The sequence below is a fragment of the Mesorhizobium sp. WSM4308 genome (genome assembly GCF_002294905.1).
Classification (GTDB): domain Bacteria; phylum Pseudomonadota; class Alphaproteobacteria; order Rhizobiales; family Rhizobiaceae; genus Mesorhizobium.
In genome coordinates this window covers 294616-308183 of sequence record NZ_NSFW01000006.1, presented here as the reverse complement: position 1 = coordinate 308183, position 13568 = coordinate 294616, and the positions used below count along the sequence as shown (strand labels likewise).

Below are 13568 nucleotides of genomic sequence, written 5' to 3'. Positions count from 1 at the left end.
GCCTATATCGGCCGTGCGCCGGCCATGTACCTGGCGTTGTCGAACGGCTCCGGCCGGTTGTCGGCCAGGCTCCACAATTGGCGGTCGGTGCCGGGCAGATCGCCGAGATAGACATGCAGGGCGCCTGAGCGGGCACTGCCGGTATTGGCGACCGAGTGAATGGTGCTGGAAGACATGTGCACCAGCGCGGGCGCTGAAAAATCCTGCCGCTCCGGTTTGTCGACCTTTTGGCCGGCGAGCGGGTAGATGAAATTGGTCTCGCCGCCCCAATAGATGCCGATCAGGGCGTCCATCAGATGGTTATGTGGCGGATACTGCACCCCGGGCGAGAGCGTGATGTGATAGATCGTCAGCTGCGGGCTGGCATGCAGCAAAAGCTCGTCGTCCTCCTCCTCGTGAACCAGTCCGCCGCGCGCATGGAAGCGGTTGGTATAGTCGCTCAGCACGGCCTTGACGTCCTCGAAGGGATTGGCGCCAGCCGCCGCGTTGACGATATCCCTGATCGCGGGGTAGAGAGGGGAGTCGGCCAATAGCGGCATGCCACAGCTCCTGATTGAGATGCTCAGCGAGCATAACTAAGATGGCCAATGCGCGTCAAGGCCGACGCAAAGCGAGAGAAGCATGGGGCCGACTAAAACCACGCCATCGAAATCGGCCGCGTCCCCGGACGGGACGCCGGCGCTGTCGACGGCCGATGTGCTGCGCAGCGAACAGGCCTACGAACAGCTGAAGAGCGACATCGTCGCCTGCGTCCTGTCGCCCGGTGAAGCCTTGACCGAAAAACAGATCGAGGCGCGCTACGGCATCAAGAAGGCGACGATCCGCTCCGCACTTGCCCGACTCATGCAGGAAGGGCTGGTCAGGAGCGAGCCGCGTCGCGGCTATGTCATCACCACGCTGACCCTGCGCGATGTCAACGAGATCTTCGACGTGCGCGGCCTGGTCGAGCCGGAAGTGTTCCGGGTTGCCACCACCGGCATTACCGAGCGCGGGCTGGACGAGATCAGGCTGGCGGCGAGAAAGGTGCTGAAGCCGGAGACGCTGCGCAGCCCCGTTGCGTTCCTCGCGGCCGACCGTGCCTTCCGCCTGGCGATCGTCGAGCTTTCCGAGAATTTGCGGCTGGTACAGCTGCTCAGCCAGATCCTCGACCAGTCGGAACGGGCGCTTCATCTCGGCTTCAAGTCGCGCGATTTCATGCCGCTGATCATCGAACAGCAGAGGCAATTGCTGCAGGCCTGCGAAAAGAGCGACGTTCCCGGCATCGTGAAACTTGCCCGCTCGCAGTGCCTTGCCCTCAAGCACCAGCTGGTGGGGGCGCTGCTTGGCGGGGCCAAGCTGCGGGACGTGAACCTTCAGGACTTCGTCTGAAGCCTGTGGGCCGGGATAGGCTTCAGGCCCCTTCGACCAGCACGATCTCACCGTCGGCGACCTTCTGGCGAATGGCCACCGCGCGCTGATATTCCGGCGAGTGGTAGCAGTCATGCGCGATCGCAAGCGATTCGAATTCGATGATCACGTTGCGGGCGCGGCCAGGCCCTTCGGCCAGCTCATGGGCTCCGCCGCGCGCCAGGAATTTTGCGCCAAAACGGTCGAAGGCGAGCTTCGAAGCGGCGATATAGGCCTTGTAGCCTTCGGCATCGCGTACATCGACGCGGGCGATCCAGTATCCCTTCGGCATTGTTCTCTCCCTTGTCTACGCAGAGCGCATTTCGTCGAGGATCGCCTGCGCTGCCGCGCGGCGGTCGTTTGCCGCGACGATCGGGCGGCCCACCACAAGATGGCTGGCGCCGTTGCGGACCGCTTGCGCCGGCGTCACCACGCGTTTCTGGTCGCCATGGTCGCTGCCGGCCGGCCGGATGCCGGGCGTCACCACCGCCATGTCGGGGCCGACGATGCGGCGCACCGCTTCTGCCTCCGCCGCCGAGCAGACGATGCCGCCCATGCCGGCATGCAGCGCCTGTTCCGAGCGCCTCAGCACCAGCGTGTGCGGGTCATATTCGTAGCCGACATCGATCATGTCCTGCTCGTCCATCGAGGTCAGCACGCTGACGGCGAGCAGGCAAAGGTCGCTGCCCCTGGCCGCTTCCACCGCTGCATGCATCACCTTGGGATAGGCATGGATGGTCAGCATGGTCATGCCCATCTTGACGATGTTCTCGACGCCCTTGGCCACCGTATGGTCGATGTCGAGCAGCTTCATGTCGAGGAAGATCTTGGTTCCGCCGCTCGCCAGTTCCCTGGCGAAGTCGAGCCCGCCGGCGAAGGCCAGCTGATAGCCGATCTTGTAGAAGGAGACGACGCCGTCGAGTTCGCGCACCGCCTGCTCGGCTTCCCGCACGGTCGGCACGTCGAGGCCGACGATCAGTCTTTCCTGGATGGACTGGGCCCGGATGGATTTGGCCTGCATGGTCGTGGCGGTCACGCCTCGATCCGGGTCGACAGCATGCGCGAGGTTTCGATCAGCGTGCGGCATAAATGCTCCATCGATTTGTACAGTCTTTCGTCACGGAAATTGCCGCCTTCGTCGAAGGCATCGCCGCCGTCCGGCACCGAGCATTCCGGTGTCACCACCTCCATCTGGCAGCGTACCAGCACGGCGCGCAGATGGTTGATGCAGCGTATGCCGGCAAAACGGCCGTTGGAGGACGAGCACAGCCCGGCGACCTTGCCGGCAAGCGGCCTCACCGATCGGCCGCCATCGCGGCGCACCCGGCTCACCCAGTCGATAGTGTTCTTGAGCAGCGGCGGGATCGAGCCGTTATACTCCGGCGTGGCGATCAGCAATCCGTCATGGGCTGATATCAGACGGCCGAGTTTGACGGCGTTTTCGGGGACGCCTTTTTCCTTCTCGAGATCCTCGTCGAGGATCGGCAAGGGATAATCGGCGAGCGAAATGCGGGTCACCTCGGCGCCTTGCACCGCAAGTTCCTTCTGCGCCACATCGGCGGTCCTGCCGCTATAGGCGCCGCGGCGCACCGAGCCGGCGAAGACGAGGATTTTCGGGATCACTGCCATTGGCCACCCTTGTTCCCGGACAGGTACAGCCAGAGGCAGCTCAAATCAACGGCTGGGTCGGTGAATAGGGGAGTAAGGCGGTAAGGCAGTAGGTCAGCAGGGAACAGTCCGGAAATCGAATCGTCATTTCCTACTCCCTTACTCCCCTCTCACTTAATGCGCTTCGCGGCGGTAGATCCACAGCTGCGTCGGCGGGATGTTGCGGAAGATGAAATCGAAATGCTTGACCGTATAGTCGCCGCGACCGGCCGGGATCGGCGACATCGGGCCATAGGTCAGCTGCACGATCGGACGGCCCGCCGGAATGCGGTCGAGCAGGCTCTCTATATAGGCGATGCGCTGGGCGACCGGGAAATTGAGCAGCGGCACGCCGGACACGACGGAATCGAAAATCATCCCGCTCCTCTCGCCAAGCGTGGCGTTGAGGTTGAAGGCGTCGCCCTCGATGACGTTGACGCCGGGATAGAGCTGGCGCAGATGGCGCACGAAATCCGCGCTGTATTCGACGGCATAGAGGTTTTCGGGCCGCACGCCCTGGGCGAGGATGGCACGGGTGATGACACCGGTGCCGGGACCAACTTCAAGCACCGGCAGGCCGGACCTGGGATTGACGATCGAGGCCATCTTGCGCGCGGTGATCGAACTGGTCGGCACGATCGAACCGACCGTCTTCGGCTTGTCGATCCAGCCCTTGAAGAATTTGAGTTCGTCGTCGAACTTCTCGGCAAGCGCCTTCCGCAGTCCGTGACCACGTGTCATGCAAGCTCTCCTCAAGGCTCCCCCGCAAAGCTACTTAACACCTGGTTGACGCAAGGCAAGGCGTTGCGAGACGCATGTCGTGGATAAGATAGATTTCGTCGCGTCTCAAAACACGGCGCGTTTCATCGATTCCCGCGCCGTTCTTGCACCATCAACGTTCGCTGAAGGACTCGAAGAAATCCTTCATGCGGGCGAAAAACCCGCTCGATTGGGGCGAATTGTCCTGCGAGGACAGCTGCTCGAACTCCTCCAGCAACTCGCGCTGGCGGCGCGACAGGTTCTGCGGCGTCTCGACAGCGGTCTGGATATAGAGGTCGCCGATATTGGGCTGGCGCAGCACCGGCATGCCCTTGCCCTTGAGGCGGAACTGGCGGCCATTCTGCGTGCCTTCGGGCACTTTCACCTTGGTCTGGGTGCCGTCCAGCGTCGTCACCTCGAAGGAGCCGCCAAGGGCCGCCGTCGTCATCGAGATCGGCACCTTGCAATAGAGATCGGCACCATCGCGCTGGAAGAATTCGTGCGGCTTCACCGCCAGGAAAATATAGAGATCGCCCGAGGGCCCGCCGCGCAGGCCGGCCTCGCCCTCATTGGCAAGGCGGATGCGGGTGCCGTCCTCGATGCCGGCCGGAATGTTGACCGACAGCGAACGCTCCTCGGTGACGCGGCCCTGGCCGGCGCATTTCGGGCACGGATCCTTGATCGTCTGGCCGCGGCCCTGGCATTGCGGGCAGGTGCGCTCGATCGAGAAGAAGCCTTGCGTCGCCCGCACCTTGCCATGGCCATGGCACATCGAGCAGGTCACCGGCTGGGTGCCGGGCTTGGCGCCGCTGCCGGAGCATTCCGAGCACGAGATCGAGGCCGGCACACGGATCTGCGCGGTCTTTCCCGCGAAAGCCTCTTCCAGCGAGATTTCCATGTTGTAGCGCAGGTCGGCGCCGCGCTCGCGGCCGCCCGACGAGCGGCGCTGGCGCCCACCCATCATGTCGCCGAAAATATCCTCGAAGATGTCGGCGAAACCGCCGGCGCCAAAGCCCTGCGCCCCGCCATTCATGCCGCCCTGTTCGAAGGCGGCGTGGCCGAAACGGTCATAGGCCGCGCGTTTCTGCGGGTCTTTCAGCGTCTCGTAGGCTTCGTTGATTTCCTTGAACTTGTGCTCGCAGGAGTGATCGCCGGGGTTGCGGTCAGGATGGAACTGCATGGCGAGCTTGCGGAAAGCGCTCTTGAGCTCCTTCTCGTCGGCGCCCTTTTGTACGCCCAGCGTTTCGTAGAAATCAGCTTTCATTTTTTCCCGCTGTCCGGATGCTCAACGTCTTGATGCATTGTTGCGTCGTTTGCCGGCACGTCGCCTCGATTTAGGAGCGGTGCTGCCCCGATGCTAGGGCCGGCGCGAACTTGTCCGTGGTTTTCAGTGATTTTTTCGGCAGGCCCCGCACTTTTTTCAGCGAGGGTTGCAAAAAAGCCCGGCTTTACGCCGGGCTTTCCGCTTTATCTTGCCGTCAAGCGGCTCAGGCCGACTTCTTCTTGTCGTCGTCCTCGTCGATTTCCTCGAAATCGGCATCGACCACGTCGGAGTCCTTGGCGGCATCCGCCTTGGCGTCGGCTTCCGCCGCTTCCTTCTGCGAGGCCTCGTACATGGCCTGGCCGAGCTTCATCGAAGCTTCGGCGAGCGCCTGGCTCTTGGCCTCGATGTCGGCCGCGTCGTCGCCCTCGGCGGCGGTCTTCAGTGCCGCGATGGCATCGGAAATCGCCGTGCGCTCGGCTTCCGAGACCTTGTCGCCATATTCCTTCAGCGACTTCTCGGACGAATGCACCAGCGCCTCGGCCTGGTTACGGGCCTCGACCACGGCGCGCCGCTTCTTGTCGGTCTCGGCATTGGCTTCGGCGTCCTTCACCATCTTCTCGATGTCGGCGTCCGAAAGGCCACCCGAGGCCTGGATGCGGATCTGGTGCTCCTTGCCGGTGCCCTTGTCCTTGGCCGAAACGTTGACGATGCCGTTGGCGTCGATGTCGAAGGTGACCTCGATCTGCGGCACCCCGCGCGGCGCCGGCGGAATGCCGACCAGGTCGAACTGGCCGAGCGCCTTGTTGTCGGCGGCCATTTCACGCTCGCCCTGGAAGACGCGGATGGTCACGGCCGACTGCGAATCTTCAGCGGTCGAGAACACCTGGCTCTTCTTGGTCGGGATCGTCGTGTTGCGCTCGATCAGCCGGGTGAACACGCCGCCCAGCGTCTCGATGCCGAGCGACAGCGGCGTCACGTCGAGCAACAGCACGTCCTTGACGTCGCCCTGCAGCACGCCGGCCTGGATGGCGGCGCCGAGAGCAACGACCTCATCCGGGTTGACGCCCTTGTGCGGCTCCTTGCCGAAGAACTGCTTCACGATCTCCTGGATCTTGGGCATGCGGGTCATGCCGCCGACCAGGACCACTTCGTCGATCTCGCCAGCCTTCAGGCCGGCATCCTTGAGTGCTGCCTTGCACGGGTCGATGGTGCGCTGGACGAGATCCTCGACCAGGCTTTCGAACTTGGCGCGCGTCAGCTTCAGCGTCAGGTGCTTGGGCCCGGTCGCGTCGGCGGTGATGAAGGGCAGGTTGATTTCGGTCTGCGTGGTGGACGACAGCTCGATCTTGGCCTTTTCAGCCGCCTCCTTGAGGCGCTGCAAGGCGAGCTTGTCGTTCTTCAGGTCGATGCCCTGTTCCTTCTTGAACTCGGCCGCCAGATACTCGACCAGGCGCATGTCGAAATCCTCGCCGCCGAGGAAGGTGTCGCCATTGGTCGACTTCACCTCGAACACGCCGTCGCCGATTTCGAGCACCGAAATGTCGAACGTGCCGCCGCCAAGGTCATAGACGGCAATGGTCTTGCCATCCTTCTTGTCGAGGCCGTAGGCGAGCGCGGCGGCCGTCGGCTCGTTGATGATGCGCAGCACTTCGAGGCCGGCGATCTTGCCGGCGTCCTTGGTGGCCTGGCGCTGGGCGTCGTTGAAATAGGCCGGAACGGTAATGACCGCCTTCTCGACCTTCTCGCCGAGATAGGCTTCCGCCGTTTCCTTCATCTTCTGCAGGATCATGGCCGAGATCTGGCTGGGCGACTGCTTCTTGCCGCCGGCTTCGACCCAGGCATCACCATTGTCGCCCTTGACGATCTTGTAGGGGACAAGCTTCTTGTCCTTTTCCGTCACCGGATCGTCATAGCGGCGGCCGATCAGGCGCTTGACCGCGAAGATGGTGTTTTCAGGATTGGTGACCGCCTGGCGCTTGGCCGGCTGGCCGACCAGACGTTCGCCGTCGCCCGAGATGGCGACGATGGAAGGCGTCGTGCGCGCGCCTTCCGCATTCTCGATAACCTTGGGCTCCTTGCCATCCATGATGGCGATGCAGGAATTGGTGGTTCCGAGATCGATACCGATTACTTTTGCCATTTTTCTAGTCTCTCCGCTAAGCAGGCTTTCAGGACCCGTGAAGGCGTTCCGACGAAAGCCCCTGTTCACAAGAAATCCCGTCCGGCCACCGGAGTTCCGGCGTCGGACGGCTTGGCGCGTATATAAGAACACGCGACAGCGGGCGCAAGCATTCTGCGCAAGGCTTCCATGAACCTTTCCACCTCCGTCCGCGACAGAGGTCAAGGTGCCGCATGGTGCGGCCCGGAAAGGAAGCCCCCATGACCAGCAACCCAGAGACTCCCAGGTCTCCGGGAACAACAGGAACTCGGCGCGACCACCGCCTTCGGGACGGGGTCGATGCGCTGGGCTTCCTGCTGATTCCGTTGACCCTGCGTAAGAGCAGGCGTATCGTGACAATGAGGAAAGCAGACAATTCGAGCAGGGAAGAACGAGCCGGACCGCCGCGCCTTGCCCTGGTTCGCGCGGCACAGCCGGAGGCTCCTCCCGCAGACTTCGGGGGGAGTTCCATGTCTTGCGATCACGGCCCGTTCGTGCCTTCTCGCGCCAGCCGTTTGCACCGCCTGATCAAGGCAACCGGCGGACTTCTTGCGATTGCCCTGACCGCCGGCCTTTGGCTTGGCGGCGTCGCCCGGGCGCAGGACACCCAGGTCATCTATCCCGGCTCGATGGCGGTCACCGGATTTTCCGGCACCGTCATTCCGAACTTCGACGAAGGCCTGCCGCCCGGCGTCGATCCGGTCGACGAAACCTTCATCGACACCACGCGCGCCACCTTGCGCGTTTTCGACGTTTCGCATCTCGGCGGGCCGGCCTCGGGCCAGCTCGTCTTCACGCCGCCGCCCTTCGAGGTGACGGCCGGCCAGATCGGCCAGGTTTTCGGCCTCACCTATGATGACGGCGTGCGCGGCGGGGTTCCGTCGGGCGTTCCCAATCTTTACGCCGCCGCAACCTCGCTGCACGGCATCCGCATCGTCACGCCGGACGCCGACAGTGACGGCAGGCCGGAGCGGCAGCGCCGCGGCACGGCAGGCGCCACTTTCATGGATGGCCAGTTCGGCACCGAAAACGGCGGCGGCCCGGGCACCATCTGGAAGATCGACGGCATCACCGGCCAGGTCGCCAAATTCGCCGACATCGACACCGACAGCGGTCCCGGCATCGGCAATCTCACCTTCGATCCCAACCACCGCCAGTTCTTCGCCTCGGATCTCGACACCGGCCTGATCCATCGCATCGACGCCACCGGCAGATTGATCGACACGTTCGATCATGGCGTCGCCGGGCGCCCGGCGCATGGCCTGGCTCCCGTCGCCGACGATGCCGCGGTGATGGACATTCAGGGTGCCGCCTTCGACACGGAAGACCCCGAGACCTGGGGCTACACCCAGGACGAGCGCCGCGTCTGGGCCGTCTCCTACCATGGCGGCCGGCTCTACTATTCGGTCGGCGAAAAGTCGGAAATCTGGTCGGTGGGCATTGCCCGCGACGGCGGCTTTGCCGGCGACCCGCGCTGGGAACTGACGGTCAAGGCCGACAAGGACTACGCCGTCACCGATATCGCCTTCGACAACAGCGGCTTCATGTATCTCGCCCAGCGCGGCCCGGTCGAAAACCGCTATGATTACAGCCAGTTCGCCGATTCCGGCAAAGGCGAGGTCATCCGCTACTGGCACGAGAATCCGGACGATCCGGCAACGGAATCGGTCTGGGTGGAAGTGCCGCAGGAATATGCGGTCGGCTTCCCGCAAGGCAACCGGCAGTCGGCCGGCGGCCTCGACCTGCAATATGGCTATGACGCCGACGGCAATCTCGACACCTCGGTGTGCACGCAGACGCTGGTCAACACCGGCGACAAATTGCGCGACAATCCGACGCTTGCCGAGCAGCTCTCAGCCGGCGGGCCGCTCGCCGTGCATGGCGTGCAGATCACGCCCAAGGACCTGGTCAAGCCGGCCAACGTGCCGCCCTTCGGTTCCTGGTTCGTCGATTTCGACGGCTATTTCGAAGATCCCGAGGTGGAAGGCCATGTCGGCGACGTCGCCGTCTGGCACCCCTGCGAGGGCCGCGCCGGCTATTATGAAGAAATCCCGGGCGGCTATCTGCCACCCTTCTACCCGCCGGACTTCCCACCGCCCGGCAACCTGCCTCCCTGTCTCGATGTCGAGGACGTCCAGTATTACTGCACGCCTTCGGGCCTCGAGGCCGATCTCTATCTCCATGACCATGCCGGCTTCGGCGGCGATTCGATCAAGGCCCAGTCCAGGACGCCAGGCGTCGCGGTGACCTCACCCATGTCGCATGCGCCCGGCACGCCTTACACGATCGGCATCACCGGCCACTATCCGGGCGACAGAGTGGATGTTGGACTTTGCTTCTACAGGAAGTCCGACAAGGACAAGGGTGGCTACTACCCTTGCTGCAAGATGACCTTGCCGCTCCGCACCCCAGCCGTCAGCTGCGAACGTTGAGGAGGGGAAGATGAACAATCTCGCACTCTCCCCGTTCGCGCAAAACCACTCAACCGTCATGGAGACGATCATGAAACCCCTGTCATATGCCAGGCGCGGCGCGCGCTGGCTGATGGCGGCCGGTATCGCGGTCGCCATGCTCACCCCGGTGCACGGCTTCGCTGAAGACCTTGCTCCGGCCGGTCAACTCGAAACCGTCAGTCCGGAGCCACGGCTCGAACTCGACAATCCCCGGGTGATCAATCCGGAGCCCGGCCGGATCGTGCCCTTCTTCACCAAGAAAGGCGGCCAGCGAAGCTGCGACTATGTCGAATATTTCCTGAGCTTCGGCCTGCGCGGCGATCCGAAAGGCTTCGACAATCCGAGCCTCGCCGCCTTACTGAAAGCCGCAAGGATCGACTTCAAGGACCAGCTGCCGCACGGACTGTCGATCGTCAACGTGCAGGTCGCCGGCGACGGCACGGACGCTTCCGGCGGACCGCTGCCGGCGGCCGTCATCAGCAATTCGGCCGGACCCGACGATACCGCCGATGTTTCCGATTTCCGGATTTCCGCCTCCGACCTCGACGGGTCAGGCGCCGTGAACGAACGCATCATCACCTTCCGGATCACCGCCAAGATAGACCATGCGGCGTTTCCTGCGCCGACGACGGTCGACAACCAGGGCCAGATCAGAGTGAGCCTGAGGGGCGGCCCGGCGACCGTCATCCCGTCGCAGGATCCGGGCAAGCCGGACGACGGCGACTATAAGACCGGTGTGAAGACCTCGATCAAGATCGACGTCACCAAATGCAACCCGCCGCCGCCACCTCCCGGCAAGGAATGCTTCAAGGTGGAACGCGGCACCGTCGATTGCGTGCCCGGCGGCGGTGCCTTCATCTACCACATGCCGGTCGGCCCGGAGATGGGCGGCAAGTGGGTGCAGGTTTCGACGACGACGCCCGGCATCACCATCATGCCTGACACCCAGCTGGTGCCTCCAGGCGGCGGCGTGCTGAACTGGAAGATCGTCGGCGCATCGCCCGGCGACGTCATCCACCTCATCGTCACCGGCATCGAGACCTATGCCGGGCCGAAGGAAGGCTGGGGCCTATGCTGCACGCAGACCATCGACATCGTCATCCCGCGCGACGTCAGATGCCCGCCTGAAAAGCAGCCGGACCTCAAGGTCGAGAAACGCGCCGACGTGCCACGTTGCACGATGGCCGGCGGCTGTGACTTCACCATCCGGGTCACCAATGTCGGCACCGCACCCTACAACGGCAAGATCGTGCTCGACGAGGTGACGCTGCCGGCCGGCTCGACGCTGAGTTCGGGGCCCAATCCGCCCTGGGTCTGCGTGCCCGGCACCACCCCGATGACGTGCACCTATCCGGTGACCACGCTCAACCCGGGGGCCTTTGTCGACCTCAAGCTCGGCTTCAAGCCGGCCGGGGGCTGGCAAGGCAGTGCACTGCGCAACTGCGCGACCTACAACTATGCCGCCAGCGGCAAGCCGTTGTTCGGCAGCCAGTCGAACGACCGTGGCTGCGCCTCGATCCCGATCTGCCGCCGTGGCGATCGTGACCGCGACTGCCAGCCGCCGGTAGAGAAGAAGGTCGACCTGATCCTGAAGAAGCGGGCCCGTACCGAAATCTGCACGCCGGACGGCGTCTGCACCTTCGTGATCGACATCATCAACAACGGCACATCGACCTATAACGGGCCGTTGACGGTGATCGACAACTATCCCAGCGGCGCGCCGAGCTCCTCGACCTTCGGGCCGAGCCCGCCCTGGACATGCGGTCCGAACGGCCCCGGCCAGTTCCGCTGCGACAATGCCGGCATCTCGCTGCCCGCGGGCGCCTCGACGCCGATCTTCGTCAAGGCGGTCATGCCGGCCGGCTACCAGTCGGATACGGTCGAGAACTGCGCCGCGGTGAAGGCCATTCCCGGTGAGGTCGACCTCACCAACAACAAGGCCTGCGCCAAGGAACGCATCCGTCGTCCCAATGGCGGCAAGCCTGGCCTGCGCATCACCAAGGTGTGCAACGGTTCGCTGGCCGGTGCCGCGGTCGTCTCTTGCCGCGTCACCGTCTCCAACGCCGGCACGGCCGCCCCCACCGGCCCGGTGCGGGTCAACGATGCCGCCGCGCTGGTGTCGGGCGGGGCGCCGGTCCAGATCCAGACCGTCACCCCCGACGGCGCGGAATGGGCGTGCGGACCGCTTCCGGCCAACACGCTGTCGTGCCAGATTCCCGGCGCCGTCATGACGCCCGGAACCAGCAGGCACTTCGACGTCACCGTCTCGGCCAATGGCGAGTTCGAGAACTGCGCGCGCGGCTCCTATGGTCCGGCGCCTGGCGACGACATCGTCTATCCGATCGGCCAGGCCTGCGCCAAGGGTGGCGGCTCCTCGACCATCCGTGTCGAGAAGACCGGCGACCGCGAATGCCGGCTCGGCCAGCCCTGCTCGTTCGACATCACCATCACCAATGACGGGACGAGCCCCTTCTCCGGCCCGGTTCGCATCGGCGATGCGATCGGCGTCGAGGGTCTCGGCCGGCTGGACGGCGTTGCGATCACCTCGATCGACCCGCCCTTCGGCTGCTCGCCCGAACCGGCGACCCTGCCTCTGTCCTGTATTGCCAACTTGACGCTCGGCGCCGGCGAGAGCCAGTCGCATCACGTCACCGTGGTCATTCCCGACGACGTGCGTCTGGCCAATTTGCAGGGCAACGTCAATGGCCAGAACTGCGTTGGCGTCCTGTCTCCCGATACACGGGTGCAGGGCGGCGGCGATGTGCTGTCCAAGGATGCGGCCAATGTGCAGGGCGATCGCGGCAAGGCCTATGCGTGCCATCCCTTCAACATCACCCATGAGGTGAAGAAGGAATGCTCGCCGGGCTTCGTCATGAACGATGCCGGCCGCTGCGTCTGCCCGGAAGGCACCACCTTCCGCAACGGCCAGTGCACCGGCGGCGGCACCAACATTCTGCCGACGCCACCGCCGCCGCCGAAGCGCTGCGTGCTGCTCGAAGGCCAGATCCGCACCGAGGACGGGCGCTGTATCTGCCCGCGCGGCACGGCGCTGGAGAACGGCAAGTGCGTCAGGACCGACAGGCCCGAACAGTGCACCATCCGCGGCCAGATCCACAATGCCGATGGCGATTGCGTCTGCCCGCAAGGGACCGAGGTGCGCAACGGCGCCTGCCGCCCGGTGCGGCCAAAGCCTGAGGAGTGCCGCATCCCCGGCCAGATCCGCAATGGCGATGGCGACTGCGTCTGCCCGCAAGGGACCGAGGTGCGCAACGGCGCCTGCCGTCCGGTGCGGCCGAAGCCTGAGCAGTGCCGCATCCCCGGACAGATCCGCAATGGCGATGGCGATTGCGTCTGTCCACAGGGCACCGAGGTGCGCAATGGGGCCTGCCGGCCGGTCCGGCCGAAGCCCGAGCAGTGCGCTATCCGCGGCCAGGTGCACGATGCCAATGGCGATTGCGTCTGCCCGCGTGGGACCGAGGTGATCGACGGCGCGTGCCGGCGCAAGCAGCCGCAACTGGAGCAATGCGACATACGCGGCCAGGTCCACAACAAGCGCGGCGAGTGTGTCTGTCCGCGCGGCACCGAGGTGATCGACGGCGCATGCCGCAGGCCCAGGCAGCAGACGGAGTGCGCGCCGGGCACGCAGATGATCAATGGCCAGTGCCAGCCGATCTTCAAGCGGCGCTGCCCGGAAGGCACGATTGGACGGTATCCGAACTGCCGGCCGATCCGGGGACAACCATCGCTGGAGATCAACCCGGGATTGCTGCTGCAGCAAGTGCTGCCACGGCGTCAGCCGCAGGTCGACCAGCAGCAGGATCCAAACAGAATCCTGAAGCTCCAGCAGCAGTAACCAGCTGTTCGACACCAGACCAGAAACCCGCCGGAGCGATCCGGCGGG

General features: G+C 64.4%; 10 protein-coding genes. 3 read left to right on the top strand and 7 right to left on the bottom strand.

The genetic code is table 11. The features are described 5' to 3' along the window. Window positions 1-2: 2 nt before the first annotated feature. Window positions 3-539 (bottom strand): autotransporter, encoded by a 537-nt coding sequence (locus CK227_RS13910; protein WP_095773356.1) that lies wholly within the window; start codon window positions 537-539, stop codon window positions 3-5. 82 nt (window positions 540-621) lie between these two features. Between CK227_RS13910 and CK227_RS13905 the strand changes: the two genes are divergently transcribed. Beyond that, entirely contained in the window at window positions 622-1368 is a 747-nt protein-coding gene (locus CK227_RS13905; RefSeq protein WP_095773355.1) for a GntR family transcriptional regulator, read from the top strand. Between the two features lie 22 nt (window positions 1369-1390). Here CK227_RS13905 and CK227_RS13900 read toward each other — a convergent pair whose 3' ends face one another. From CK227_RS13900 to dnaK, 6 genes are all read right to left on the bottom strand, one after another. Then, the gene (locus CK227_RS13900) at window positions 1391-1678 is read right to left on the bottom strand and encodes a DUF1330 domain-containing protein (protein WP_095773354.1); all 288 of its coding nucleotides are present in this window, start codon (window positions 1676-1678) and stop codon (window positions 1391-1393) included. A gap of 15 nt (window positions 1679-1693) precedes the next feature. Beyond that, window positions 1694-2407 carry an orotidine-5'-phosphate decarboxylase gene (gene pyrF, locus CK227_RS13895; protein WP_179296456.1) on the bottom strand — a complete coding sequence of 238 codons (714 nt, stop codon included), beginning with the start codon at window positions 2405-2407 and terminating at the stop codon, window positions 1694-1696. A gap of 11 nt (window positions 2408-2418) precedes the next feature. Continuing rightward, window positions 2419-3015 carry an NADPH-dependent FMN reductase gene (locus CK227_RS13890; RefSeq protein WP_095773353.1) on the bottom strand — a complete coding sequence of 199 codons (597 nt, stop codon included), beginning with the start codon at window positions 3013-3015 and terminating at the stop codon, window positions 2419-2421. A gap of 153 nt (window positions 3016-3168) precedes the next feature. Beyond that, the gene (gene pmtA / locus CK227_RS13885) at window positions 3169-3774 is read right to left on the bottom strand and encodes a phospholipid N-methyltransferase PmtA (RefSeq protein ID WP_095773352.1); all 606 of its coding nucleotides are present in this window, start codon (window positions 3772-3774) and stop codon (window positions 3169-3171) included. Window positions 3775-3925: 151 nt separating this feature from the next. Further along, window positions 3926-5056, bottom strand: coding sequence for a molecular chaperone DnaJ (dnaJ, locus tag CK227_RS13880; RefSeq protein WP_095773351.1), 1131 nt, complete (start codon window positions 5054-5056; stop codon window positions 3926-3928). A 223-nt stretch (window positions 5057-5279) separates the two neighbouring features. Further along, window positions 5280-7196: a molecular chaperone DnaK gene (gene dnaK, locus CK227_RS13875; protein ID WP_010912682.1), complete on the bottom strand. Its 1917-nt coding sequence runs from the start codon at window positions 7194-7196 to the stop codon at window positions 5280-5282. 212 nt (window positions 7197-7408) lie between these two features. Between dnaK and CK227_RS13870 the strand changes: the two genes are divergently transcribed. Further along, window positions 7409-9646 carry a hypothetical protein gene (locus CK227_RS13870; RefSeq protein ID WP_095773350.1) on the top strand — a complete coding sequence of 746 codons (2238 nt, stop codon included), beginning with the start codon at window positions 7409-7411 and terminating at the stop codon, window positions 9644-9646. 10 nt (window positions 9647-9656) lie between these two features. Next, window positions 9657-13520, top strand: coding sequence for a hypothetical protein (locus CK227_RS13865; protein WP_095773349.1), 3864 nt, complete (start codon window positions 9657-9659; stop codon window positions 13518-13520). Window positions 13521-13568 lie beyond the last annotated feature (48 nt).